Below are 26,008 nucleotides of genomic sequence, written 5' to 3'. Positions count from 1 at the left end.
CCGAGTGAGCGGAGCGGACGAGAAGGGGAGTGCGACCGGATGGCACTGAAAGTCGCTCTTCTCGGGTGTGGCGTCGTCGGCTCCCAGGTGATCCGGCTGATGCGTGAGCAGGCCGACGACCTCGCCGCCCGCATCGGGGCCCCGTTGGAGCTGGCCGGCGTCGCCGTACGGCGGATGGGCCGCAAACGCGACACCGACGTGGACCCCGCCCTGCTCACCACCGACGCCGAGGCCCTGGTCACCCGCGACGACGTGGACATCGTCGTCGAGGTGATCGGCGGCATCGAGCCCGCCAGGTCGCTCATCCTGGCCGCGATGAACAGCGGCAAGTCGGTCGTCACCGCCAACAAGGCGCTGCTCGCCGAGGACGGCGCGACCGTGCACGGCGCGGCCAGGGCCAACAACGCGGACCTGTACTTCGAGGCGGCGGTCGCGGGCGCGATCCCGCTGATCCGGCCGCTGCGCGAGTCCCTGGCCGGTGACCACGTGCACCGCGTGCTCGGCATCGTCAACGGCACCACCAACTACATCCTCGACAAGATGGACTCCGGCGGCGCGTCGTTCTCCGACGCGCTGGAGGAGGCCCAGGCCCTGGGATACGCCGAGGCCGACCCCACGGCCGACGTGGAGGGCTTCGACGCCGCCGCCAAGGCCGCGATCCTCGCCGGGATCGCCTTCCACAGCCGCGTGACGGCCGCCGACGTGCACCGCGAGGGCATCACCGAGATCACCGCCACCGACGTGGCCAGCGCCAAGGCGATGGGTTACGTCATCAAGCTGCTGGCGATCTGCGCCCGCTCGGAGGACGGCCGTTCCTTCGGCGTCCGGGTGCACCCGGCCATGATCCCCAGGACGCACCCGCTGGCCGGGGTCCGTGAGGCATACAACGCGGTCTTCGTGGAGGCCCGGTCCGCCGGGCAGCTCATGTTCTACGGCGCGGGCGCCGGCGGCGCCCCGACGGCGAGCGCGGTGCTGGGCGACATCGTGGCCGTGGCCCGCAACCTGCTGGCCGGCACGCGGGGCCCGGAGGAGTCCACCTACGCCGAGCTGACGGTCCATCCGATGGGCGAGACCGTCACGCGCTACCACGTCTCGCTGGACGTCGCCGACAAGCCGGGCGTGCTCGCCCGGGTCGCCGACATGTTCGCCAAGCAGGACGTGTCCATCCAGACCGTCCGCCAGGAGGGCCACGGCGACGACGCCCAGCTCGTCCTGGTCACGCACCGGGCCAGCGACGCCGCGCTGTCGGCCACCATCGAGAGCCTGCGCGAGATGGACATCGTCCGCGACGTGGTGAGCGTCATGCGGGTCGAGGGCGAGGACACCCCGTAGCGCTCCGCTCGCCGGGTGAGGGCGCCCTCCGCCACGGAGGGCGCCCTGCCGGGATCCCGTACGGAGGCGCGTTCCTGACCGTTTGGTAACGGAGCCGCTGACCGGGCGTGTGGGCTTATATGGTGCTTTCCTGTGCCCTTGATCCGTTGCCTGAGAGGACGGCCCACCGTGAAGATCGTTCGTTGGGCGGCGGCTCTGCCGGCGGCGCTGGTCGCCCTGGCGGTCCTGCAGCCGGTCTCCCACGCGGAGAGCGCCAAGCCTCCGAAGAAGGTCACGACGGTCGTCTCGCTCACCTTCGACGACGGGGACGTCACCCACGCGGCGACGGCCCGCATGCTGGAGAAGCGGGGCATGCGTGGAACGTTCTACGTCAACACCGACACCATCGGGCGTGACGCCAAGCTGACCCGCCGCGAGCTCGCCGCGATCGCCAAGGCGGGGCACGAGATCGGCGGCCACACGCTGACCCACATCCGCCTCACCGAGCTGACCCGGAGCGAGCAGCGCACGCAGATCTGCGACGACCGCAGGGCGCTGGTGGCGTGGGGCTACCGGCCCACCACCCTGGCCTACCCGTTCGGCTCGGTGGACGCCGACGCCAAGGCGGTGGCGCGGCAGTGCGGCTACGACGCGGCCCGCAGGGTCGGCGGGCTCAAGGACTGGGGATGCCGCGGCTGCCAGGCCGGTGAGGATCCGCGGCCCCGGGACCGCTACGAGATCCGCACCCCGGGCTCGATCCGCGACGACACGCTGCCGCGGCAGATGAGGCAGCAGGTCATCAACGCCGAGAAGAGCGGCGGCGGGCTCGTCCCCCTGGTCTTCCACCGGGTCTGCGACGGCTGCGGCCTCTACTCGGTGTCCCCCGAGACCCTGGACGAGTTCCTCGGCTGGCTGGCGACCCGCAAGAGCCACGGCACGGTCGTCAAGACCCTGCACGACGCGGTCGGCGCCCGCTACCGGCCGGTACCCGCCGAGTAGACCGCCCTACCGGGGGCCCTCGGTGAGACCGCGGAGGCGGCGGGCGGCGCGGCGCAGGAGCGAGCGTTCCTGCGCCTGGCGCAGGGCGACGGCCTCCAGGCGGCGCTGCTCGGCCTTCTCCTTCCACCTGACGGTGTCGCGGCTGCCCTTCGCCGCAGCGGCGCGCAGTTCCTTGAGTTCGGACTTGAGCGCCGTGACCTGCCGCTGGGCGCGCTCGGCCGCCCGCCTGCGCGACTCGGCCTCCGCGCGCCAGCGCACGGCCTCACGGTTGCGGTCCGTGGCCCAGACCGGGTAGGCCGCCGCCGTCGGCCGAAACCGCCACGACTCGGCGTCCAGCCAGGTCGCGCCGTACAGGTCGGCGATCACGTCGTCCAGGGACTCGCCGTCGCGGGCGACGCGCAGGGCCCGTGCGACGGCGGCGGTCCGTTCCAGGCGGGCGGCCACCACACCCGACCCGTTCTCCTCCAGCGCCACGAGCAGCAGGCCCTCGTCGTCCTCGTCGGCCTGCCGGATCAGCATGGCCAGCGACTCCGCCCCGGGCACCCAGCCGGCCGGGCAGGTGAGGCGGAACGGCGCGGGGAGCGAGGTCGGGGGGACCCGCTCGGCGAAGGAGACGCGGCCGTCGTGGGCGTACTGCCCGTGGACCAGCCGCAGGTCGAGCAGCGGGTCGTCCAGCGGCGCGCGGCGCCCGCCGGTCAGCGACGCCCACGGGCCGGTCAGGGTGACGTGCACGTCGGGCAGGGTGCTCGCCAGCGCCCCGTCCACGCTCGCCCGGACGTCCTCGAAGGAGGCGTCCCGGGCGTCCACCACGACGTCGACATAGGGGACCAGCCACTGGCGGCCCCCCTCCGAGCGGAGGTTGCGCCGGTAGGGCACGCGGTCGGCGATGAAGGGGTCGTTGTGCCGCCTGACCTCCCCGGGCCTCCGCATCGCCGTCGTCGTGCCCAGGTGCCAGCTGAGCGCCTCGGCGTCCGGGACGAACACCGCGCCCGTCTGGGTGAGCCGGTAGCCCAGCTCGGTGTCCTCGCCGAGCCTCAGGGAGGTGTCCATCCCTCCCGCGGCCTTCAGCAGGGCCGCGGGCAGCGAGACCGTCGCGCCCACGTGGACGCGGTGCAGCAGCGGGCTGGGCGCGTCGCGGAAGTCGCGATGGGCCGCGACGAGCTCGGCGATCCAGTCGTGCCCGTGGTCGGGGTCCGGGTCGAAGAGGGAGTCGGTCCTGTCCTTGGCGACGGCGATCTGGACCTCGGACGCGGTGGGCGGCGTGCCCGCCATGGCGGTGAAACGCAGCGTCCCCAGCACCACCAGGTAGTCGGCCAGGTGGTGCCAGCGCATGTGCGCCTCCACGTGGTCGCGGTAGGCGACGATGTCGGCGTCCATCCGGTGGATCACCTCGCCGCCGGCGGCCGCCGTACCGGTCTCCAGGGCCCAGGCGATGCCCCAGCGGCCGTCGGGCACCCGCAGGAGCCGGGTGTTGTCCGGGATGATCTCGGGGAGCCGGAGCGGGGGCGCGCTCCCGTCGTCCACCACGATCACCTCCAGGAGGTGCGAGGGGTAGGTCTGGGCGGCGAGGGCGGCCAGCGTGAGGTCGAGTTTCTCCTGCTGGGCCCTGGCGGGGATCACCACGCTCACCGGCAGGCGCGGCTCCCAGGCCCCGGGGGCGGGCGGGCTGAGCACCCCGTAGTCGTTGCCCGGGATCCGCGGCGCGCTCACACCGCCTCCGCGGGGAGCTCCATGAGCGCGCTGGGCCGGAAGCCGCGCCACTGGCGCTTGTTGCGCCGCAGGAACGTGCCGATCGGCTCGCGCCAGGTGTGGTTGGCGACGTTGCCGCGCCGCAGGATGTAGCCCAGGCCCTGGGTGCGGTAGATCTGCCCGCCCGCGGCCTGTACGGCGTGCTGGAACTGGGCGTCGATCGTGCCCGGCAGCGTGCGGAAGCCGCCCACGGCCTCGAAGGCGGAGCGTTCGGCGAAGATGGTCCCTCCGGCGATGAAGTTGGTGATCTGCTCGGTCACCTGGTCCCGGTGGACGGTCACCCCGATCGAGGCGAGGTAGACGAACTCCGGGACCATCCCCACGACGTCGGCCCCCGAGTAGGAGTGCGCCAGCAGCAGGTCGGAGACGAAGTCGGGCCCGTACCAGTCGTCGTCGTCCATCTTCAGCAGGAACGACCCCGACGCCCTGGCCGCGGCCTCGTTCAGCACGGCCCCGAAAACGGTCTCCCCGGACGCCTCGAACACGGTGATCGGCCGGTCGTAGGACGCCACCGCCCCGGCCACGTCGGGATGCCCGGCGGGGATCCCGTGCAGGGCGAGGATCACCTCGAACTCGGCGCCGCGCTGACCGGCCATCTGCTCCAGCGCGAAGCGGACCATCTCGGGGCGGCGGGTGGCGAGCAGTACCGAGGTCAGCGGCCTGGCCGCGGCGGGGGCGCCGAGCTGCTCCCAGCGGGTGCGGACGCCGTGGGTGCGCAGGGCCTCGCGGCGGAGCCGGATGCTGTGCTCCTCCCGCTCCAGGTCGTCCTTGAGGCCGGTCTCGCCGACCGAGGTGATCAACCCGGTCAGCTCGGGGCCGAGGGCGCCCGCCCACCGGGGCACGACGTCGGAGAACAGCGGCACCCCGGCCGCGGCCAGCCCGGTGAGGACCCGCAGCGCGGCCACGGGGCCGCTGTGGCTGCGACGCCAGTCCACGCGAACCCCTCTGACCTGCCTGATCCGGCTCACGTCCACGTCGGTGACGCAGCCGGAGGCGCCGAAGACGGTGAGCGTGCGCCCCGCACAGATGATCGCCCAGCGGCCGGACTCGACCGACAGCTCGGCCGTGCCGAGCGAGGGCACCGTGATGAAGCCCATCGGGTTGACCGAGCGGTCGTCGACCGGGGGGATGGTCCGGGGCTCGGACAGGTCCCCGAGGCTGTTCTCCAGGACCCGGGCCCCGCCGGGACGGCCGATCCGCTCCCAGCTCATCAGCTCGGCGACCGGGCGGTCCACGGGGGTCTCGTCACCGGACCAGGGCGGCGGATCCTGACCGGTGGTGCGCAGGACCAGGTCGCCGCCGCGGGCGCCGAACCGGCCGGGGACCGGGCCGGTCACGCCGGCCGGGGCCGCGTTGGGGTCGCCGGGCCGCCAGTGCGCCGCCCCCGGGCCCGCCAGACCGGCCACGGGCGCCGCGACGGCGTCCATCCGGTGCCCGGCGAACGCCCTGGCGGTCGCGGCGAGCGTGCGGCCGGCGGGCGTGGGCTTGGAGAACCCCGCCTCCACCACCCACGCGGGCCGCCGGGGCTGGTGCACGCGGAGCTCGGTCAGCGACCGCCAGCGGTGGGCGGGCGTGGGCGACAGCACCGGCGCGGTGTACCAGTGCGGTGTCTCCTCCACGGCGACGACGACCCGCGTGGCCATGGGCAGCAGGGAGTGCAGGGTCGCGGCCCGGCGTAGATCGGTCGGCGTCCGGGCGAGCACCAGGATCTCGGCGGCGCCCTCCTCGGCCCTGGGGATGCCGTCGAGGTCGCCGTCGAGGTCGATCGCCTCGTGCGGCGCCTGCCCGTCGAGGGTCTCGAAGCCCACGCAGTAGACGAGGACGCGCCGCCCGCCGTTCCGCTTCCCGGCGGCGCTGACGAGATCGGTCAGAAGGGACATCAGCCGGCCTTCCCCTGCCGCATGGCCGTCGCGATGATCTCTCGCAGGGGGCCGCGCTGCCGGCCGTCCTCCAGCTCCCTGACCTCCGCCCGCAGGCGCTCGGTCTCGGCCCGGAGGCTCTCGGCCTCGGCCTCCAGGCGTTCCGCCTCGCGCTGCCACCGGGCCGCGCCGGCCCGCCACTTCGCGGGATCCCCGGCGACGGGCTCCGCCTCCCCGGCGGCCTTGACGCCGAAGTCGTCGGCGCTCACCCAGAACGAGCCGAACAGCTCGTGCACCGCGCCGTCGAGGTCGCCGGAGTCCTCCACGAGCGCCGCCCTGGCGAAGGCGGCGGTGCGTTCGAGCCTGACCGCCCGGACCCCGGTCTCTGACTCGTCTCCCTCGTCGAGCACCGCGCTCAGCAGGCCGTACCCCTCGCTCTCGGCGAGTTTCAGCAGCTCGGCCAGGCTGTCCGCGCCGAGCGCCCACCCGGCGGGGCAGGTGAGGCGGAACGGCGCGGGCGCCGAGCTGTGCGGCGTCTCCTCGGTGAAGGAGACGCGAGGCTCGTGGCCGTACAGGTTGCGCACCAGCCGCATGTCGAGCAGCGGCTCGTCCAGGGAGGAGCGGCGTCCGCCGGTGAGCGCCGTCCACGGCCCGACCACGGTGACGGCGACGTCGACGACGGTGCCCGCGAGCGCGGCGTCCACGCTCGCCCGGACGTCCTCGTAGGAGGCGCCGCGGGCGTCGACGACGACGTGCACGTACGGCACCAGCCAGTGTCTGCGCGGGTGGGTGCGCAGCCAGCGCAGGTCGGGGATGAAGTCGGGCAGGACCGACCAGTTGTGCCGGTGCACCTCCTTCTCCCGGAGCATGACCGTGGAGGGGCCGAGGTGCCAGCCGCGCGCCTGGGGGTCGGGGATGAAGACCGCGCCCGCCTGGGCGAGACGGAAGCCGAGATCGGTGTCCTCGCCCATGTTCAGCGCGGTGTTGACCCCGCCGACCGAGCGCAGCAGCGCCATGGGGACCGACGTGGTGGCCCCCGAGTGGAGCCGGTAGGCGGTGGCGCCCGCGTCCCGCAGCCACCGGGTCTCGTCGAGCACGCCCGCCCGCCACGCGTGCGGAGCCGACCCGTCGAACAGCTTCTCCGCGTCCCCGGCCGCCACCGCCGCGAAGACCTCCCGCGCGCCCGGCCCGGCTCCGTCGGGGGTGAAGCGGACGTCGCCGAGCACGACGGCGTAGGAGGCGAGGTGGTGCCAGCGCATGTGCGCCTCGATGTGCTCCCGGTCGAGGATCATGTCGGAGTCGACCCAGTGCAGGATGTCGCCGGCCGCCGCCGCCGCGCCGGTCTGGCGGGCCCAGCCCCGTCCCCAGCGGCCGTCGGGCACCCGGACGAGCCGGGTGCCGGCCGGGGCGATCCCGGGGATCCGCAGCGGTGGGTCGCTGCCGTCGTCGGCGACGACCACCTCCATCAGGTGCGCGGGGTAGCTCTGCGCGGCCAGCCCGGCGAGCGTGCGGTCCAGGGCCTCCTGGCAGTCGTGCGCCGGGATCACCACGCTCACCCGCAGGCGCGGCTCCCAGTCGCCCAGGCCGGGCGGGAGCAGCGGTCCGTAGTCGTTGTGCCTGATCCTGGCGCGGGGAACGGCGGTCCGCCCGTCGTCGCGGCGGGCTGGAGGGGCGTCCTGCGCGAGGGGGGCGCCGGTACCGCTCATGCCTTCCCCTCGGGTCTGTCCGGCCGGGCCTGCCCGGTCCTGGCCTCCACGGCGGCCAGGCGCGGCAGCAGCTCGTGGACCATCTCCTCCATCTCCATGCGCTGGGGCATGGCGGCCAGCCGGTCCTCGCCGAGGGAGACCAGGATCGCCTGGAGGTCCTCGTCGCGTTTGCTCCCGTGCTCCCGGAGCAGCCCGACGATCTCCTCCAGCCGCCGGTCCAGCCGCTCGGTGGCGGCCTTGACCTGGGCCATCTCCGCTTCGTAGCGCTTGACCCTGGTGTCGATGCGCTGGGCTTTGCCGTCCACCCTGCGGACGGTCGCGACCGCGAGAAGCTGGACGGCGAGCACCGCCGCCATCACGCCGAGCACGATGGCCGCCGTCACAGAGAGAGCGCCGGCGCCGGCGAGCAGGGCCAGCGCGAGCAGGACCAGCGAGCCGATGGTCGCCGCCAGAAGCATCAGTTTTCGGGGCGAGGGCATTCGCGCGCACCTTCCCTACCGCTGGTTTCGTTGCCTGTTGTCTGGGGGGAGGTATTTGAGGCTAGCCGCTGCCCAAGTGCAAATATGTCAGTAAATGGGAAATTTGGAGGTTCTCGTGACCTGAGTGACTGCTGTGAGTCAATGGAAGTGAGCATCTGTGATAAGTCTGAAGTGGAGTGATAAGGGATCTTCCGGCCTCGCTATCCTTCGCTGGTGCCTGCGCAGTCGACACCCCCATCCCCGGCTCCCCCCGCGACTCCCGCCGGCTTCCTGAGATCGGCGACCGAGGCGGCGGCCGAGCTGTCATGGACCGGTCAGGGCTGGCTGGCGGCCGGTGAGCCGCTCGGTGACCGGCCGGACGCCGCCGAGGTCACCCGCCTCAGAGGGCTGCGCGCCCTGACCGTCCGCTGGCCCGCCGCCGAGGTCCCGGCCGATGCGGTCACCGGCCTGGCCGCCGCCGGGGTGCCGTTGCACGCCGCCGCCTCGCCGGCCTGGGTGGAGCCCGGCCTGGCCCGCCTGCTCGCCGCCTGGGCGCCCGAGGAGGGCGGCGGCGGGCCCCGCTCGGTGACCGACCTGCGCAGGGAGGAGCACAGCGTACGGCTGCGCCGCCACGGTCTGCGGAGCCGGCACGCGGCGGCCACGCCCACGGTCAGCGTCGTGATGTCCAGCATGCGTCCCCACCTGCTGGGCTCGGCGCTCACCCAGATCGCCCGGCAGCGGCGGGTCGAGACCGAGGTCCTGCTGGCCCTGCACGGCGTCCCGGCCGGCCACGAGGCGGTACGGCGGGCGTTGCGGGAGTGCGGCCTGCCCGTCACGGTGATCGAGGCGGACGCGGAGACCCCCTTCGGGGAGGTGCTCAACCTGGCCGCCTCCCGCGCGAGCGGCGAGTACGTCGCCAAGTGGGACGACGACGACTGGTACGGCCCCGAGCACCTGGCCGACCTCCTGCTCGCGAGGTCCTACGCCGGCGCGGACATCGTGGGCGCCGCGGCCGAGTTCTTCTACCTGGAGCCCCTGAACGCCACGATCCGCCGCACCGACTACACCAGCGAGATCTGGTCCGACCACGTGGCCGGCGGCACGATCCTGCTCGACCGGGCCCGGTACGCCGAGCTCGGCGGGTTCCCCCCGCTGCCCCGCGGCGTCGACGCCGGCTTCCTCAAGGCCGCCCACGCCGCCGGGGCGCGCATCTACCGCACCCACGGCCTCGGCTACGTGCTGCGGCGTTCGGTGAGCGCCGAACACACCTGGCGGCTCTCGCTGGCCCACTTCCTGCGCGTCGCGACGAACCAGTGGCGCGGCTTCCGCCCGAGCCTGATCTTGGAAGGGCCATGACAGCACGGATCACCGGCAACGACTACCGGAGCCTCACCCCGCCCGAGCTCGGCGCCTGGACGCCGTCACTGCGGGTCAGCGTGGTCGTGCCCGCCTACGGTGGCCAGGACAAGCTCGACCTCGTGCTCGCGGGGCTGGCCGGGCAGACCTATCCCGCCGGCCTGACCGAGGTCGTCGTGGTGGACAACGGCAGCGAGCCGCCGCTGCGCCTGCCCGAGCTGAGGCCCGCGAGCACCCGGCTCATCGTCTGCCCCACCCCCGGGCGGGCCCACGCCCGCAACGCGGGGCTCGCCGCCGCCACCGGTGACGTGATCCACTGGCTCGACTCCGACGTGGTCCTGGACCGCCGGTCCGTCGAGGCGCACATGCGCTGGCACCATGCGGCGCCCTACCTCGTGGTGACCGGCTACCTGCGCTTCACCCCGGCCGAGCTGCCCGGCCCCCGGGAGGTGGCCGAGGCCGACGACCTGGCCGAGCTCTTCGAACCGGCCGAGCCGCACGCCTGGCTGGTGGACCTCATCGAGCGGACCGACGGCCTCACCGACAACCCGCACCGCGCGTTCAGCCTGCACGTGGGCGGCGCCACCTCGGTCAACGCCGCGCTGTTCGCCCAGGCCGGGCCGATGGACACCGAGCTCATCCTCGGCCAGGACACGGAGATGGGCTACCGGCTGGCCCAGGCGGGCGCGGTCTTCGTGCCCGAGCCGCTGGCCCGCGCCTTCCATCTCGGCCCCACCATGCGGATGCGCGACAAGGCGCCGATCGACCGGGTCAGCCACGCCTTCGTCGCCGACCGGATCCCGAGCTACCGCTGGCTCCGCTCCCATCCGGCCCGGCAGTGGAAGGTGCCCTACCTGGAGGTGGTCGTCGGGCCCGCCGGGGGGCCGGGCCGCGCGGGGGAGGACGGGCACGGCTACGGCTACGACGAGGTCCGCGCCACCGTGGACGCCGTCCTCGCGGGCACCGTGCCCGATGTCGTGGTCACCGTCACCGGTCCCTGGGACCGCGTCCGGGCCGAGGGCCGCGCGCCGTTGCGGAATCCGGACCTGGACCTGGTGCTGATCCGCGGCCACTACGCCCACGAGAGCCGGGTGCGGTTCGCCCTCGACTCCCCCCGGGCGGTGCGGATGGCTCCGCCGTACCCGGCGGAGGGCGGCGAGGCGCCGGAGACCGGGGCGGCCCCGCCGTACCGGCTGAGGCTGCCCGCCGGCTGGGTGCCGGGCGAGGACAGCCTCGCCCGCCTGCTCGACCTGGCCGGGGACGGGGGGTACGGGCTGGTGTCGGCGCTGCTGGCCGAGGGGTCCGGCGAGGGGATCGTGGCGGCCAGGCTGGAGCGCACCGCCGCGTTCGCCCGTGCCGCGATCGTCCGGCGGGAGGGCGAGGACCTCGACGACGCGGTGGAGGACACCTCCGGGGTGCTCTGGGTGGACGGCGAGACCTACGGGTTCCTGCCGGAGGCGGGGCCGATCACCGGCCGCCGTGGCGCGTACCGGGCAAGGACGGAGGCGCAGGCCGAGATCGCCCGCCTCGCCAAGGAGAACGAGCGGCTGCGCGCCCAGGTGACCAGGTGGCGCGACGAGGCGGGCCGCTGGCGCAAGAGCGCGGTCGAGCTGCGGCGCGAGGTCGGCGGCCTGCGCAGGGAGCTGGCCGCCGCCAGGAAGATCGTCCAGTACGGCCTGCTCTCGTCCGTCAAGCGGGCGATCATCCGCCGCCGGTGAGGGCTCAGGCCGGGACGCGGGCCGCCCGGCGCGGCCCGCCCCCGCCCGCCGGGCGGACGGTCACCTGTCCTCGGTGACCGCTCCGACCCCGCCGAGGAAGTAGGACCCGATGCCCTTGTAGGGCACCACGGCGCCGGGGTCCGGGCGCCACTCGGGCAGGTTGACGATGCCGGGCTCGACCACGTCGAAGCCGTCGAACAGGCGGGTGATCTCCTTGCCCGTCCGGGGGACGAAGGGCGAGGACGCCCGGTCGTACACCTTGGTGACCCCTTCGGCCGCCTCCGGCCTGGCGTCGATCGCGACGTGGGAGAGGATCAGGTGGCTGCCGGGCGCCATGGCGCGGCGGAGCGTGGCGATGATGCCCTCCGGGTCGTCCTCGTCGGGGACGAAATGCATGATCGCCAGAAGGAGGACCGCCACCGGCTGGTCGAAGTCGATCGCCGCGCGGATGTCCGGGTGGTCCAGGATCTCGCCGGGGCGGCGCACGTCCCCCTGGACGATGGTCACGTTCTCGTTCTTGCCGAGGATGGCCCTGCCGTGGACCAGGACGGTCGGATCGTTGTCGACGTAGACGACCCGGGCGTCCGTGGCGACCTGGTGCACGTTGTTCTGGGTGGGCAGGCCGGCCCCGATGTCGAGGAACTGGCGGATGCCCGAGCGCGCGACGAAGTCGACGGCGCGGCCCAGGAAGGCGCGGTTGGACCGCGCGCTGTGGCGGATCTCGGGGACGACGGTGAGGACCTTCTCGGCCGCCTCCCGGTCGGCGGGGAAGTTGTCCTTGCCGCCGAGGTAGTAGTCGTACATACGTGCGACGTTCGGGATATGAGTCTGAATACCCGTGGGTATCTGGTCGGTCACGTGTCGCTCCCCGGTGGCGATATTTCCGGAATTAGCGTGATCATATATAGAAGCGGCCCTGGAGAACCGGTCCGGGAGCTGACAAGATCGCGCCATGGCAGCCTCCTCCCCCCGCCGTGTCCTGGGACTGCAGCTCGCCGACGGCATCGGCCGCGGCAACATGTGGGCCTGCCTGTCCATGGCGTTCGTCGCGACCATGGTCATCTCCTTCCTCCCGGCGGCGCAGCCGTACATCCTGGGCGGCGTTCTCGGCGTCGCCAAAGCCGACCAGGGCAAGGCGGTCGGCCTGCTCGGCGTCGCCGCCGAGATCGCGATGATCGCCAGCCTGGTCTGGTACGGCGCGCTGGCCGACCGGTTCGGCCGCCGGCCCGTCGTGGTGGCCGGGTTCGCGCTGTGCGCGCTGGGCACCGCGCTGTTCCCGTTCGCCGGGAACACGACCGTGCTCGTCGCGCTGCGGGTGGTCTTCGCCCTCGGCGTGGCCGCGCTCAGCGGGATGCTGTCCACGGTGGCCGTCGACTACGTCCGGGACGGCTCCCGGGGCAAGTCCTACGGCCTGGTCGGACTGTTCAGCGGCCTCGGCGCGATGGTCGCGGTGCTCGCCCTGGTCCGCCTGCCCAAGATCTTCGAAGACCGGGGGATGGCCCCGGTCGACGCCGCCCGCGTCTCGTTCCTGATCATCGCCGCGGTCGTCCTCGCCGTCGCCGCGCTGATGTGGTCCACCCTGTCCACGGTCAAGGTCAGCGCGACCGCCGAGCGCGTGCCCTTGACCCGCCTGGTCAAGGAGGGCCTCGCGCTCGCCCGCGACCCCGGCGTGGCGCTGTCCTACGCCGCGGCGTTCGTCGCCCGCGCCGACCTCGCCGTCGTCGCGGGCTTCATGTCCCTGTGGGTGATCGACTACGCCACCGGCGAGCGCGGCATGTCGGCGGCCGAGGCCCTGGCCCGCGGCGGGGCGGTGGTCGGCATCGCCCAGACCGTGGCCGTGGTCGCCGCGCCGCTGTTCGGCTGGCTGGGGGACCGGATGCGCCGCCAGGACGTGCTCATCCTCGCCCAGGCCGTCGCGGCGGTGTCCTACCTGTCCACGCTGCTGATCAGCGACCCGCTCGGCTCCGGCATGATGATGGTGGCCGTGCTCGTCGGCCTGGGCGAGATCGCCGCGATCACCACCGCCGGCCCGCTCCTGGCCCAGCAGGCCCCCGCCGCCGTGCGCGGCTCCGCCTACGGCGTGCAGACGCTGTGCGGAGCCGTCGGCATCCTGGTGGTGTCCGGCCTCGGCGGCTTCCTCTACGACGCCTGGCGGCCCGCCGCGCCGTTCGTGATATCGGGGATCTCCGGCCTGCTCGTCGTGGCCTTCGGGCTAGCGGTACGGCGGCGCGTCACGCCCCTGTCCGAGGAACGCGAGCGCGTGGTCGCGGCCTCCTGACCCGGCTCAGCCCCTCCGGATCGCCGAGCGGAGCTTGGCGATCCGGGACTCCGGCTTCCGCGCGGGCTCCGGGGACCGGTCCCCGCGGGCCGGAGCCGCCACAGGCTTTTCCGGCGGGTTCCGCGCCGGTCTCTCCGGGGGAGCCTGCGCGGGCCTCCCGGCCGCGGCCTGCGCGGGCTTCTCCGTGGACTTCTCCGCGGCGGCCTGCGCGGGCTTCCGGGCGGAGGCCGCGGGAGCGGCCGGGGCCGGCCAGAACTCCGCCCGGTCGCCGTGCCGCACGCCGTGGGTGGCCTTGATCGAAGTGGGCACGTCGTCCGCGCCCAGCAGGCGTGCCCGGCCCAGCGCCTCGGTCCGCTGCAGCGTCGCCGTGCCGTCGTCGCCGAGGTCGACGACGAGCATGCCGGACCGGTCGTCCTGGACCGCGGCGATCATCCGCTCCAGCGAGCCGTGCCCCAGCGGGACCGAGATCGGCCCGGTGTAGCGGAAGGGGATCGGCGCGGGGGTGAGGGAGACCTCGTCGGCCAGCCGTACCCGCTCGTCGTGGGCGAAGTGCTCGCGCAGCAGCCGCAGCTCGAAGGAGGGGTCGCCGAGCACCGCCCGGCGGCCGGCGGACAGCCGAGACCAGGGGGCGACCAGGGTGACCCGCACATCGGTCACCGACCCCTCCAGTGCCGCGCTCACCGCCTCGCGCACCTGCCTTTCGTCGCCGTCGACGTGGAGCACCACCTCCACGTACGGCACCAGCCACCGCCGGCCCCGGTCCTTGCGCAGGTCACGGCGGAGCGGAACGCGGTGGGCGAGGTAGGGGCCGACCGCGCGGACCGCCCGGTCGCGGTCGCGGCGCTGCGCGGGAAGTCCCAGATGCACGGCCTGGGCGGCCATGTCGGGGACGAAGACCACCCCGTGCGCGGCCAGCCGGTAGGCGAACTCGGTGTCCTCGCCCCTGAGCACGTCGGGATCGAGGCCGCCGACGGCGTGGAAGGTCTCCCGGCGCATCGACACCGTCGGCCCGGTGCACACGTGGTAGGGGTTGCGGCTGGTCCGCAGGCCGTCGGTCCGGGAGATGGTCTGCTCGGTGGAGCTGGGCAGCGCCTCCGACAGGTCGAAGACGGCCTCCAGCGGGCCCGTGCGCACGCCGTCGTACAGGTGGGCCGGGGAGAGCTCGGGCTCCTCGACGAACTTCTTCGCGCCGATGGCGACCACGTAGCCGGCCAGGTGGTGCCAGCGGGCCAGCGCCTCGATGTGCTCGCGGCAGACGACCATGTCGGCGTCCAGGCGCTGGATGATCCGGCCCTCGGCGAGGGCGGCCCCGGTGTTCACCGCGTGCGCGATGCCCCAGCGTCCGGGGTCGGCGGCGGCGATCCTGGTGCCCGGCGGAGCGATCTCCGGCAGCCGCAGGGGCGGGTCGCTGCCGTCGTCCACCACGATCACTTCCATGAGGTGATCGGGGTAGGTCTGCGCCGCCAGGGCGGCGAGGGTCAGGTCGAGCCTGCGCTGGCCGCCGTGCGCGGGGATGACCACGCTCACCGAGAGCGCCGGATCCCATTCGCCGAGGGCGGGAGGGGTCAGGGGGGAGTAGTCGTTGTGCCGGATCAGGGGCAGGTCGGTCCCCGCTCCATCCGTCATGATGTGATGCCCCTTGTCTGCGTCCCCGCTTGTCAAGTCCTGTCAACCCTATCCCCGGTTGCTTAGGGTTTCCTGTGGGAGAAAGTGAAATATGCCCGTGTTGTCCATTGGGTGGACAACACATCCCGCCGCGTGGGCCGTTGCCCGTAGACTCGGTGCCTAACACCGCAGGTAGGACGCGCACGGTGTACCCGGGCGCGGGAGGAGTAATCATGACCAGGGCGTGGCGTGGCCTCATCGAGGAGTACCGTGACCGACTTCCGGTGACCACGGCGACGCCCGTCGTCACCCTCCTGGAGGGCGGCACGCCGCTCGTCCCGGCGCGCCGGGTCTCGGCTCTGACCGGCTGTGACGTCTTCCTCAAGGTCGAGGGCGCGAACCCGACCGGCAGCTTCAAGGACCGTGGCATGACCATGGCCATCAGCAAGGCCGTCGAGGACGGCGCGAAGGCCGTCATCTGCGCCTCCACCGGCAACACCAGCGCCTCCGCCGCCGCCTACGCGGTCCGCGCGGGCCTGACCTGCGCCGTGCTGGTGCCCCGCGGCAAGATCGCGATGGGCAAGCTGGCGCAGGCGCTGGTTCACGGGGCCACGCTGCTCCAGGTCGAGGGCTCCTTCGACGACTGCCTGGAGATGACCAGGAAGCTGTCGGAGAACTACCCCATCGCGCTGGTCAACTCGGTGAACCCCTTCCGGCTCCAGGGTCAGAAGACCGCGGCCTTCGAGATCGTGGACGCGCTCGGCGACGCGCCCGACATCCACTGCATCCCGGTCGGCAACGCGGGCAACATCTCGGCCTACTGGATGGGCTACACCGAATACGCCGCGGACGGCCTCGCCACCAGGACGCCCCGCATGTTCGGCTTCCAGGCCAGCGGCTCCGCGCCGATCGTCAACGGCGCGCCGGTGACCCACCCGCACACGATCGCCACCGCGATCCGCATCGGCAACCCCGCCTCCTGGAAGCTCGCCGAGGCCGCCCGCGACGAGTCCGGCGGCGTCATCCAGGCCGTCACCGACCGCCAGATCGCCGCCGCGTACAAGCTGCTGGCCCAGGAGGAGGGCGTGTTCGTCGAGCTCGCCTCCGCCGCCAGCGTGGCCGGCCTCCTCCAGGCACACGGGCAGGGCCTCGTCGAGCCCGGCCGGCGCATCGTCTGCACGGTGACCGGCAACGGCCTCAAGGACCCCGACTGGGCCATCTCCGGCGCGCCCACGCCCGTGACGATCCCCATCGACGCCCACGCCGCGGCCACCGCGCTCGGACTCGCCTAGCGCCCCCATGACGACGCCGGTACGGCGGGGCGTCCCACCGCGACGTCCCGCACCGGCCGTGCACAGCACCGAACGAAGCAGATAGGAGGAGGGGCTCCCTCCCTATGGCTGAGCCAGGGGCCTGCGCCCCAGAATTCCGATGACCGACAGCATCAAGGTCACCGTCCGGGTCCCGGCGACGTCGGCCAACCTCGGCCCCGGATTCGACACCCTGGGACTGGCCCTCGCCCTCTACGACGAGGTCGAGGTCGGTCTGGTCGACCCCGGCGGCCCCCGTTCCCGTAGCGTCGGCATCGAGGTCACGGGGGAGGGCGCGGGCGAGCTCGACGACGGCGAGGGCCATCTCATCGTGAGGACGATGCGGCTGACCTTCGACCGGATGGGCCTTCCGCAGCCGCGCGGCATCCGGCTGCGCTGCCTCAACCGCATCCCGCACGCGCGGGGCCTGGGATCCTCCTCCGCGGCGATCTGCGCGGGGATCCTCGCGGCACGGGCGCTGGCCGGCGCCCCGTACCCGGCAGTGGACGGCCCGAACCCCGCGGGCGGCCAGACAGGCCCCGGCCGTCCGGCGGCGCGGCCGGAGTTCACCGACGACGACGTCTTCGCGCTGGCCACCGAGATCGAGGGGCACCCCGACAACGTGGCGCCGTGTCTCGCGGGCGGGCTCACCATCGCATGGACAGATCAGTCGAACGCACCGCATATGGTGAAGCTGATCCCACACGCCGATATCCGGCCCGTGGCCATCATCCCCAGGCACCGGCTGTCCACAGAGGTCGCCCGGGGGTTGCTCCCCAAGGACGTGCCGCACTCCGACGCGTCCGCGAACGCCGGGCGGGCCGCGCTTCTCGTCGCGGCACTGACCGAACGGCCGGAGCGGGAACTGTTGCTGGCCGCCACCGAAGATCGGCTGCACCAGAATTACCGCGCGCCTGCGATGCCGCAGAGTGCGGATCTGGTACAACGTCTGCGCGGGCTCGGCGTCCCTACTGTCGTCTCGGGAGCGGGCCCCACAATTCTTGCGTTTTCGACAGTGGATACGCAGGATTTGATCGCACCGGAAGTGGGTACTGATTGGCACATCCAGCCACTGGATGTCGAAACCCGCGGTGCCTGCGTTGTCTCTCCCGAGACACGCTGATGCCTCTTCGACCTTCAGGGAATAGCTGTGTGCGCTGGTGATGTTAGGCTGGTAGCCGCACCAGGTGCCCCCTTGTGGGTGCGTGCTTGTCAGCCACACATCGCTGCATCATGTCTCGCTCTGTGAGGCGTGAGCGCCGCAGTGGCCTCCCCGAATCCGTCCCCTCCGAATGCTCCACATTCGGTTGGGGCAACGAGAGGCGGCGTTTGAGGGGACACGCGCGTTCGAATTACCTCGACATCTGGTTGCCGGTAGCAATCCGGGGGGTGTCCTCCAAGCCCCACCGTCGGCGAATCTCGATGGTGACGGCATGGATGTGCCCTTCTCCGACAGTGGCGGCGGTCCTCAAGGGCCGTCGAGGATCGCAACGTGCAACCCGACCCGGTCTGTCCCACCGGGTTGATCGCACCACCGGGACGATTGGCTGATCGTGGCCACGCCCGACCCCTGGGAAGGACCCATTAGTGAGCGACACCACCGAACTCCTCTCCGACGCCGCCGGCGCACCGCCGGTGGCCGGCGACACCCCCACCCGCGCCGCGGCCAGGCCGCGCCGTCGCTCCGGCACCGGCCTGTCCGCCATGGTGCTGCCCGAGCTGCAGGCCATGGCCTCCGGGCTTGGCATCAGCGGGACCGGGCGGATGCGCAAGAGCCAGCTCATCGCGGCCATCCAGGAGAAGCAGGGCGTATCACCTGAGAGCGCCCCTGCTCCCGCTCCCGCCGCCGTCAAGGAGGCTCCGGCCCCGGCCGTCGCGGCCGAGCCGGTCGCCGAGCGCCCTGCCCGCAGCCGCAGGGAACGTTCCCGGCCCGCCGTCGCGGCCGAGCCCGTGGCCGAGCAGGCGCCCGCCGCGCCCGAGCCCGTGGCCGCAGCCGCTCCCGTCGTGGAGCAGCAGGCCGACGCCGCCCAGGCCGACAGCCGCGCCGAGCGCGGTGAGAGCCGCCGTGAGCGTGGCGACCGCCGTAGCCGCAACAGCGACCGCGGCGAGCGCACCGGCGACCGCCGCGACCGTGGCGACAGCCGTGGCGAGCGCGGCGACGGCCGTGGCGACCAGCGCGCCGCCGACGCGGGCCAGAACCGCGGTGAGCGCACCGACCGCGGTGAGCGCACCGAGCGCACCGAGCGCGGTGAGCGCACCGAGCGCGGTGAGCGCACCGACCGCGGTGAGCGCGTCAACGACCGTAACGACCGTGGTGACCGCGTCAACGACCGCGGTGACCGGGGCGACCGGACCGACCGTGGTGACCGGGCCGACCGTGGTGACCGGGCCGACCGGACCGACCGTGGTGACCGTGGCCCGCAGAACCGCGGCCCGCAGGACCGCGGCGACCAGCACGGCGTCGGCGAGGACGACGACCGCCGTGGCCGCCGTGGCCGGTTCCGCGAGCGGAACCGTCGCGGCCGTGACCGCTTCGACAGCAACGAGCCCGTGGTCGGCGACGACGACGTCCTGATCCCGATCGCCGGCATCCTGGACATCCTCGACAACTACGCGTTCGTGCGGACCAGCGGTTACCTGCCGGGCTCCAACGACGTCTACGTCTCGCTGGCCCAGATCCGCCGTAACGGCCTGCGCAAGGGTGACGTCGTCACCGGCGCCGTCCGCCAGCCCCGCGACGGCGAGCGCCGCGAGAAGTTCAACGCGCTCGTCCGCCTCGACACGGTCAACGGCATGGACCCGGAGCAGGCGCGGCAGCGGCCCGACTTCAACAAGCTCGTCCCGCTCTACCCGCAGGAGCGGCTGCGCCTGGAGACCGAGCCGAACATCCTGACCACCCGGATCATCGACATGGTGGCGCCGATCGGCAAGGGCCAGCGTGGCCTCATCGTCTCCCCGCCCAAGGCGGGAAAGACCATGGTGCTCCAGGCGATCGCCAACGCGATCACCCGGAACAACCCCGAGTGCCACCTGATGGTTGTCCTGGTCGACGAGCGTCCGGAAGAGGTCACCGACATGCAGCGGTCGGTGAAGGGCGAGGTCATCCACTCGACCTTCGACCGTCCCGCCGAGGACCACACCACGGTCGCCGAACTCGCCATCGAGCGCGCCAAGCGTCTGGTGGAGCTGGGCCACGACGTCGTCGTGCTGCTCGACTCGATCACCCGTCTGGGCCGGGCCTACAACCTGGCGGCCCCGGCCTCCGGCCGGATCCTGTCCGGTGGTGTCGACTCCACCGCGCTCTACCCGCCGAAGCGCTTCTTCGGCGCCGCCCGCAACATCGAGAACGGCGGCTCGCTGACGATCCTCGCCACGGCGCTGGTCGAGACCGGCTCCAAGATGGACGAGGTCATCTTCGAGGAGTTCAAGGGCACCGGAAACCTGGAGCTCAAGCTCAACCGTTCGCTCGCCGACAAGCGGATCTTCCCCGCGGTGGACGTCGACGCGTCCGGCACCCGTAAGGAAGAGATCCTCATGGGCAAGGACGAGCTGCAGATCACCTGGAAGCTGCGGCGCGTGCTGCACGCCCTGGACATGCAGCAGGCTCTGGAGCTTCTCCTGGAGAAGATGAGGGAGACCAAGTCCAACGCGGAGTTCCTCCTCCAGGTCCAGAAGACGACGGTCAGCTCCGACCGCGACTGATCGACCGGCTGTACGACGGACGCCCCGGCCCCACGGCCGGGGCGTCCGCCGTTTCACCGCCCTTGTGCGAGCGCGCTCTTCGGGATATCCATACTTCAGGACGCCCGCCCGCTCCGTTTCGCCGCGCCCCGGGGCCGGAGGTTCCGACGCCCCGGGACGAGCTCCGGGCGCGGACCCTGATCGCGGCGCGGAGCCAGAGGGGGCTGCATGACGGCTGAGACGGCGGTGGGCGGACCGGCGGTGGGCATGCCGCTGCGCCGGCGCGTTCCGCTGGGGCCCAACGGGCCGCTGGGGATGATCGTCGATCCGATGACCTGGCGTGCCGTGCCGTACATGCTGGTGAGTGTCTTCTACGGCGCGGTCTGTTCCGCCTTCATGGCGTCCGCGATCCCGGTCGCGCTCAGCCTGGTGATCGTGTGGGCCGGGCTGCCGCTGCTCGCGCTGACCATGTGCGCCTGGCGCGCCGCGGCGATGCTGGAGCGCAGGCTGGTCCGGCTGGCCTTCGGCGTCACGATCCGCGACCCCTACCGGCCCTCCCAGGGCGACAACCTGTTCCTGCGCTGGAAGGACATGTTCGTCGATCCGGCGACCTGGAAGGACCTCCTCTACCTCCTGCTGCTGCTGCCGATCGGAGTCGTGGAGTTCGTCGTCTCGGTGGCCCTGTGGTGCCTGGGGCTGGGCATGATCATCGTGCCCACGGTCCTGCTGTTCGGCGGAAATCCGGTGACGATCACCGACGGGCTGCTGGTCGACAGCGTGCCGGAGGCGCTGCTGTGCGTGCCCGTCGGTGTGGGGGTCCTCCTCGTCGCGCTCTACGCGACGCGGGGGATGGGCTGGCTGCACGCGCTGCTCGCCGTCGCGCTGCTGGGGGCGGGGGAGAAGAACCTGCTGGCCGCCCGGGCGGCCCAGCTGCGGGCCAGTCGGGCCCGCGCGGTCGACGCGGCCGAGGCGGAGCGGCGCAGGATCGAGCGCGACCTGCACGACGGCGCCCAGCAGCGGCTGCTCTCCGTCGCGATGGACCTGGGACGGGCCCAGGCCAAGATGGACTCCGACCCCCAGGGCGCCCGGGAGTTTCTCGCCCAGGCCCACGCCGGCGCCAAGGCGGCGATCGCCGAGCTGCGCGACCTCGCGAGGGGCATCCACCCGGCGATCCTCACCGACCGAGGACTGGACGCGGCGCTCTCCTCGCTCGCGGCCCGGGCCCCCGTGCGGGTGGACCTGTCGGTGGAGGTCTCCCACCGCCCGCCGCCCGCGGTGGAGAGCATCGCGTACTTCGTCGTGGCCGAGTCCCTGACCAACATGGTCAAGCACTCCGAGGCGACCGAGGTCTCCGTCCGGGTCAGCCGCGAAGGCCAGCGGGTGGTCGTGGAGGTGCACGACAACGGGGTCGGCGCCGCGGTGCCGCGTGCCGGAGGGGGCCTCGCGGGGCTGGCGGACCGGGCCGCGACCATCGACGGCACCCTGAGCGTGAACAGCCCGCTCGGCGGTCCTACGCTGATCCGCGCCGAACTGCCCTGCCAATGGTGAAAACTCGGATCATGCGGGTGGTGATCGCCGAAGACTCGGTGCTGTTGCGTGAGGGGCTGGCCCGGCTGCTGGCCGACGGCGGAATCGAGACCGTCGGGGTGGCGGGGGACGGCCCGGGGCTGGTGGCCGCGGTCGCCGAGCACGGCCCCGACCTGGCGATCGTGGACGTGCGGATGCCGCCGAGCCACACCGACGAGGGGCTGCGCGCCGCCCTGGAGGCCAGGTCGCGACGGCCGGGGCTGCCGATCCTGGTGCTGTCGCAGTACGTCGAGCAGCAGTACGCCGCCGAGTTGATCGGCGGGGGGGCGTCGGCGGTCGGTTACCTGCTCAAGGAGCGGATCGCGGACGTGTCGGAGTTCCTCGACGCGGTGCGCCGGGTGGAGTCCGGGGGGACGGTCATCGACCCCGAGGTGATCGCGCAGTTGCTGAGCCGCCACCGCCGGGACGATCCGCTGGAGTCCCTGACCGTCCGGGAACGGGAGGTCCTGGCCCTGATGGCCGAGGGGCGCTCCAACGCGGCGGTCGCCGCGCGCCTGGCCGTCACCGACGGCGCGGTGGAGAAGCACATCTCCGGCATCTTCGGCAAACTCGGCCTCGAACCCGCCTCCGACGACCACCGCCGGGTCCTGGCCGTCCTGGCCTACCTGGGCAGATGAGAGAACGCCCGGCGGTTGTCACCGCCGGGCGTTCCCTTGCCGTCCTCAGGTCTCACGTGGCCCGCCCGCCGTCTGTGCGGCTTGCGCCCGGGGTTGGGGACGCGAGCCGTACAGCGCGGCGCGGAGGGGGCCGGCTAGCGGACGTCCACGAACTCGTAGCCGGACTTGGAGCCGTAGGTCTTGCTGGTGCCGGGGACCTGGGCGCGCCAGTAGGCGTCGGTCTTCGGCTTGACGGTCTTGCTGAACTTGCCGCTGCCGTTCGCCTTCACGAAGTAGGCGAACTTCCAGCTGCCGCCCTTCTTCTTGGTGTAGAGCTCGATCATCTTGCCGGAGTAGGCGGAGCTGCCCCGGTAGGCCTTGCCGTACAGGCGGATCTTCTTGCCCTTCTTGACCTTGTTCGCGCTCACGTCGAACGAGACCTTCGACTTGGCCTTCTTCGACTTGGAGGAGCCCTTCTGGACCCAGAAGGTGTCGGCCTTCTCGAACTTCACGCTCTCCTTGCCGCGCGCGGCGACCAGCTCCAGGGTCCAGGCCCCCGTGGCGTAGTCGTCGTCGAACCAGGTCTCCCGGTACCACTGGTCGGCGGTGTTGCTCTTCGACAGCTCCAGGTCGACGGAGTCGTTACTGTCGTTGCTGAAGAGACGGGCGGTGACCGAGGAGGCGCCGATGATGTTCGCCTTGACGGCCACCTCGGTGTCCTGGCCGGCGCTCACGACGACCGGGTCCGTCACCGAGGCGCTGACGTACTTGACCTGCGGGCTGACCGTGACTTCCTTGCAGCTGTCGCTGCTCGCGGCGCTACGGCTGACATGCAGGCGGACCTGCCACTTGCCGTCCTTGTTGTCCTTGGTGACCTTGAAGCTGCCCTTGAGCTTGACGTCGGCGGTGGGCAGCGTCGCCTCGCCGGTGGCCGGCGGGGCCGGGACGGCGGGCAGCGCCTCGATCGTGGCGCTGTTCCAGGTGGTCTCGCCGGCGCGCTGGAATTCGGCCGTGACGGCGGTGATGTTCTGCTGAACGGACTTCTTGTCCTCGGCCAGCTTCCAGGCGTCCTTGAGCGTCGCCTCGAAGTCGACGGTGGCGTCGTCCTTGAGCGGGACGTAGGCGTCACCGACGGTGACGGCGGTGACGTCGGCGGTGTTCAGGTCACAGGCCACTGCGGTGGCGCTGGTCTGGGTGGCGAAAGCGGTCGCCGTACCAGTTGCGAAGACGGCAGCCCCCGTTGCGGCCGCAAGAAGCAACCGCATTCCCTTCCTCATCTGGTCCCCTAACTGAGGTAAAAAAATAGGTAAAGTTACGGTTTGGGCACCGGAGCCTAGTGGTACGAGTGTTACTCGTCCACAAACGCAGGTCACCTCAGCGGGGAATGTCTTGTGGCCTGGGATGGTTGGAGCATCTGGCACACTGGTAGCCGAACCGCAGCGGTTCCGGTTCCCGCCCGCGCGCACCTCAGTGTGCACATCGCGCGCAAGCCTGACAGGCGAGAGACAGTGGCGACCCGGCGACCGCGCTTTGGAGAGGAACTGAAGCCATGAAGCCCGACATCCACCCGGAGTATGTGACCACCTCGGTGACCTGCACCTGTGGTAACACCTTCACCACTCGCAGCACCGCCAAGAGCGGCGCGATCCACGCCGACGTCTGCTCCGCCTGCCACCCGTTCTACACGGGCAAGCAGAAGATCCTGGACACCGGCGGCCGGGTGGCGCGCTTCGAGAAGCGCTTCGGCAAGAAGACCACGGGCCAGTAGCCCACACCCGACGCCGGCCCGGAACCACCCCCGTTCTCCGTGGGTGTGCCCGGGTCGGCGTTCGTGGTGATGAGGCAGGCTTCGACGGTTTTTCAGGAAGGACGCACGGTGAATCTCGACGAGCTGCTCAGTGAGTACGCCGAGCTGGAACTCAAGCTCGCCGACCCCGCCGTGCACGCCAACCCGACGCAGGCGCGCACCTTCGGCAGGCGCTACGCCGAGCTGACCCCGATCGTCACCACCTATCGGGAGCTCGAAGGCGTCCAGAACGACCTGGACACGGCCAGGGAGCTGGCGTCCGAGGACGAGGCCTTCGCCGAGGAGGCCAAGGAGCTCGAAGGACGCGTCCCCGAGCTGGAGGACAAGCTCAGGCACCTGCTCATCCCGCGTGATCCCAACGATGACAAGGACATCATCATGGAGATCAAGGCGGGCGAGGGCGGTGAGGAGTCGGCGCTGTTCGCCGGTGACCTCCTGCGGATGTATCTGCGGTACGCCGAGCGGGTCGGCTGGAAGACCGAGCTCATCGACGCCACCCACTCCGACCTGGGCGGCTACAAGGACGTCACGGTCGCGCTGAAGGCCAGGGGCGACGAAGGCGTCTGGTCGAGGCTGAAGTTCGAGGGCGGCGTGCACCGTGTCCAGCGGGTGCCGGTCACCGAGTCGCAGGGCCGTATCCACACCAGTGCCGCGGGCGTCCTGGTCTATCCGGAGGCCGAGGAGGTCGACGTCCAGGTCGACCCGAACGACCTGCGCATCGACGTCTACCGCTCCAGCGGTCCCGGCGGCCAGAGCGTCAACACCACCGACTCCGCCGTGCGGATCACGCACATCCCCACCGGCGTGGTCGCCTCCTGCCAGAACGAGAAGAGCCAGCTCCAGAACAAGGAGTCGGCCATGCGCATCCTGCGGGCCCGCCTGCAGGCCATCGCCGAGGAGGAGGCCAACGCCGCCGCGATGGCCGAGCGCAAGTCCCAGATCCGGACGGTCGACCGCTCCGAGCGGATCCGCACCTACAACTTTCCCGAGAACCGCATCTCCGACCACCGTGTCGGCTTCAAGGCCTACAACCTTGATCAGGTTCTGGACGGTGACCTCACGGCCGTCATCCAGTCCCTGCTTGACGCCGAGATGGCGGAGAAGCTCGCCGCCCACTCATAGAACGCGCCCATGACCTTTCTGCTGGACGAGATCGCCCTCGCCACCGCCCGGCTCGCCGAGGCAGGTGTGCCGTCGCCACGCACCGACGCCGAGGAGATCGCCGCATATGTCCACGGTGTCCGGCGCAGCGAGCTGCACAACGTGACGGACTCGGACTTCGACGCGCTGTTCTGGGAGGGGGTCGCCCGGCGTGAGGCCCGCGAACCGCTCCAGCACATCACCGGGCGTGCCTACTTCCGCTACCTGTCCCTGGAGGTCGGGCCCGGCGTGTTCGTGCCGCGCCCGGAGACCGAGGTCGTGGCCGGGTGGGCCATCGAGCGGCTGCGGGAGATGGACGTCGCCTCCCCGGTGGTCGTGGACCTCGGCACCGGCTCCGGCGCCATCGCGCTGTCCATCGCCCAGGAGATCGCGCTGGCCACGGTGCACGCGGTCGAGGTCGACCCGGACGCCTACCGCTGGGCCAAGCGCAACATCCTGGAGCACGGCCAGGGCCGGGTCCACCTGCACCCGGAGGACCTGGCCGACGCTCTGTCCGAGCTGAACGGCCAGGTGGACCTGGTCATCTCGAATCCGCCCTACATCCCGCCGGGGGCGATCCCCCGCGATCCCGAGGTGCGTGACTACGATCCGCACCGGGCGCTGTACGGCTCCGGCAGCGACGGTCTCGACGAGGTCAGGGCGGTGGAACGGACCGCCAGGCGGCTGCTGCGTCCGGGCGGGTTCGTCGCTGTGGAGCACGCCGACGAACAGGGCACCCCGGTCTATCTGATCTTCTCCGAGGACAACGGCTGGCGCGACGTACGCAGCCGCCAGGACCTCACCCGAAGGGACCGCTTCGTCACCGCCCGCTTCGGCCAGGAGTAGGC

General features: G+C 72.2%; 20 protein-coding genes. 13 read left to right on the top strand and 7 right to left on the bottom strand.

The window, feature by feature from the left end; genetic code table 11:
* The first annotated feature begins 39 nt into the window (after positions 1-39).
* Both BM085_RS06050 and BM085_RS06045 read left to right on the top strand, forming a co-directional pair.
* Positions 40-1,332, top strand: coding sequence for a homoserine dehydrogenase (locus tag BM085_RS06050; protein ID WP_086570217.1), 1,293 nt, complete (start codon positions 40-42; stop codon positions 1,330-1,332).
* A gap of 168 nt (positions 1,333-1,500) precedes the next feature.
* Positions 1,501-2,310: a polysaccharide deacetylase family protein gene (locus BM085_RS06045; RefSeq protein WP_177244974.1), complete on the top strand. Its 810-nt coding sequence runs from the start codon at positions 1,501-1,503 to the stop codon at positions 2,308-2,310.
* A gap of 6 nt (positions 2,311-2,316) precedes the next feature.
* Here the strand turns inward: BM085_RS06045 and BM085_RS42735 are convergent, their stop codons facing one another.
* From BM085_RS42735 to BM085_RS06020, 4 genes are read right to left on the bottom strand one after another with little or no spacing between them, the layout of a single operon-like run.
* On the bottom strand, positions 2,317-4,020 hold the full coding sequence (locus tag BM085_RS42735) for a glycosyltransferase family 2 protein (protein ID WP_177244973.1): 1,704 nt from the start codon (positions 4,018-4,020) through the stop codon (positions 2,317-2,319).
* A complete protein-coding gene (locus BM085_RS06030) occupies positions 4,017-5,939 on the bottom strand; it encodes a glycosyltransferase family 2 protein (protein WP_093886011.1) in 1,923 nt (640 codons plus the stop codon). The genes BM085_RS42735 and BM085_RS06030 overlap by 4 nt, the downstream gene beginning before the upstream one ends.
* Positions 5,939-7,624, bottom strand: a complete 1,686-nt coding sequence (locus BM085_RS45175) for a glycosyltransferase (RefSeq protein ID WP_093886010.1) — start codon at positions 7,622-7,624, stop codon at positions 5,939-5,941. Before BM085_RS45175 ends, BM085_RS06030 begins: the two co-directional genes overlap by 1 nt.
* Positions 7,621-8,103 carry a hypothetical protein gene (locus BM085_RS06020; protein ID WP_143120820.1) on the bottom strand — a complete coding sequence of 161 codons (483 nt, stop codon included), beginning with the start codon at positions 8,101-8,103 and terminating at the stop codon, positions 7,621-7,623. Before BM085_RS06020 ends, BM085_RS45175 begins: the two co-directional genes overlap by 4 nt.
* 213 nt (positions 8,104-8,316) lie before the next feature.
* Between BM085_RS06020 and BM085_RS06015 the strand changes: the two genes are divergently transcribed.
* Positions 8,317-9,438, top strand: a complete 1,122-nt coding sequence (locus BM085_RS06015; RefSeq protein WP_093886008.1) for a glycosyltransferase — start codon at positions 8,317-8,319, stop codon at positions 9,436-9,438.
* On the top strand, positions 9,435-11,156 hold the full coding sequence (locus BM085_RS06010) for a glycosyltransferase family 2 protein (RefSeq protein WP_093886007.1): 1,722 nt from the start codon (positions 9,435-9,437) through the stop codon (positions 11,154-11,156). The genes BM085_RS06015 and BM085_RS06010 overlap by 4 nt, the downstream gene beginning before the upstream one ends.
* Before the next feature lie 60 nt (positions 11,157-11,216).
* Here the strand turns inward: BM085_RS06010 and BM085_RS06005 are convergent, their stop codons facing one another.
* Positions 11,217-12,014 (bottom strand): SAM-dependent methyltransferase, encoded by a 798-nt coding sequence (locus BM085_RS06005; protein WP_093886006.1) that lies wholly within the window; start codon positions 12,012-12,014, stop codon positions 11,217-11,219.
* A 94-nt stretch (positions 12,015-12,108) separates the two neighbouring features.
* Between BM085_RS06005 and BM085_RS06000 the strand changes: the two genes are divergently transcribed.
* Positions 12,109-13,434: an MFS transporter gene (locus BM085_RS06000; RefSeq protein WP_093886005.1), complete on the top strand. Its 1,326-nt coding sequence runs from the start codon at positions 12,109-12,111 to the stop codon at positions 13,432-13,434.
* A 6-nt stretch (positions 13,435-13,440) separates the two neighbouring features.
* Here the strand turns inward: BM085_RS06000 and BM085_RS05995 are convergent, their stop codons facing one another.
* Entirely contained in the window at positions 13,441-15,060 is a 1,620-nt protein-coding gene (locus BM085_RS05995) for a glycosyltransferase family 2 protein (protein WP_093886004.1), read from the bottom strand.
* 212 nt (positions 15,061-15,272) lie between these two features.
* On the opposite strand from BM085_RS05995, the gene thrC reads away from it, so the two are divergent.
* The 5 genes from thrC (at position 15,273) to BM085_RS05970 (ending at position 22,234) form a co-directional block, all read left to right on the top strand.
* Positions 15,273-16,331 carry a threonine synthase gene (thrC, locus tag BM085_RS05990; protein WP_031159160.1) on the top strand — a complete coding sequence of 353 codons (1,059 nt, stop codon included), beginning with the start codon at positions 15,273-15,275 and terminating at the stop codon, positions 16,329-16,331.
* 139 nt (positions 16,332-16,470) lie between these two features.
* Positions 16,471-17,472, top strand: coding sequence for a homoserine kinase (locus tag BM085_RS05985; RefSeq protein ID WP_093886003.1), 1,002 nt, complete (start codon positions 16,471-16,473; stop codon positions 17,470-17,472).
* A 464-nt stretch (positions 17,473-17,936) separates the two neighbouring features.
* The gene (gene rho, locus BM085_RS05980) at positions 17,937-20,051 is read left to right on the top strand and encodes a transcription termination factor Rho (RefSeq protein ID WP_093886002.1); all 2,115 of its coding nucleotides are present in this window, start codon (positions 17,937-17,939) and stop codon (positions 20,049-20,051) included.
* A 207-nt stretch (positions 20,052-20,258) separates the two neighbouring features.
* The gene (locus tag BM085_RS05975) at positions 20,259-21,578 is read left to right on the top strand and encodes a sensor histidine kinase (protein ID WP_093886001.1); all 1,320 of its coding nucleotides are present in this window, start codon (positions 20,259-20,261) and stop codon (positions 21,576-21,578) included.
* 11 nt (positions 21,579-21,589) lie between these two features.
* A complete protein-coding gene (locus BM085_RS05970) occupies positions 21,590-22,234 on the top strand; it encodes a response regulator transcription factor (protein ID WP_093886000.1) in 645 nt (214 codons plus the stop codon).
* A gap of 134 nt (positions 22,235-22,368) precedes the next feature.
* Here BM085_RS05970 and BM085_RS05965 read toward each other — a convergent pair whose 3' ends face one another.
* Positions 22,369-23,478: a hypothetical protein gene (locus BM085_RS05965; protein ID WP_143120819.1), complete on the bottom strand. Its 1,110-nt coding sequence runs from the start codon at positions 23,476-23,478 to the stop codon at positions 22,369-22,371.
* A gap of 284 nt (positions 23,479-23,762) precedes the next feature.
* Here BM085_RS05965 and rpmE point away from each other — a divergent pair, with 284 nt between their 5' ends.
* From rpmE to prmC, 3 genes are all read left to right on the top strand, one after another.
* Positions 23,763-23,981: a 50S ribosomal protein L31 gene (rpmE, locus tag BM085_RS05960; RefSeq protein WP_031159150.1), complete on the top strand. Its 219-nt coding sequence runs from the start codon at positions 23,763-23,765 to the stop codon at positions 23,979-23,981.
* Positions 23,982-24,089: 108 nt separating this feature from the next.
* Positions 24,090-25,142, top strand: coding sequence for a peptide chain release factor 1 (gene prfA / locus BM085_RS05955; protein ID WP_218158626.1), 1,053 nt, complete (start codon positions 24,090-24,092; stop codon positions 25,140-25,142).
* A gap of 9 nt (positions 25,143-25,151) precedes the next feature.
* Positions 25,152-26,006: a peptide chain release factor N(5)-glutamine methyltransferase gene (gene prmC / locus BM085_RS05950; RefSeq protein ID WP_093885998.1), complete on the top strand. Its 855-nt coding sequence runs from the start codon at positions 25,152-25,154 to the stop codon at positions 26,004-26,006.
* Positions 26,007-26,008 lie beyond the last annotated feature (2 nt).

Source organism: Streptosporangium canum (genome assembly GCF_900113865.1).
Lineage (GTDB): Bacteria > Actinomycetota > Actinomycetes > Streptosporangiales > Streptosporangiaceae > Streptosporangium > Streptosporangium canum.
The sequence above is the reverse complement of the archived record's forward strand: the minus strand, read 5'-3'. Positions and strand labels throughout refer to the sequence as shown.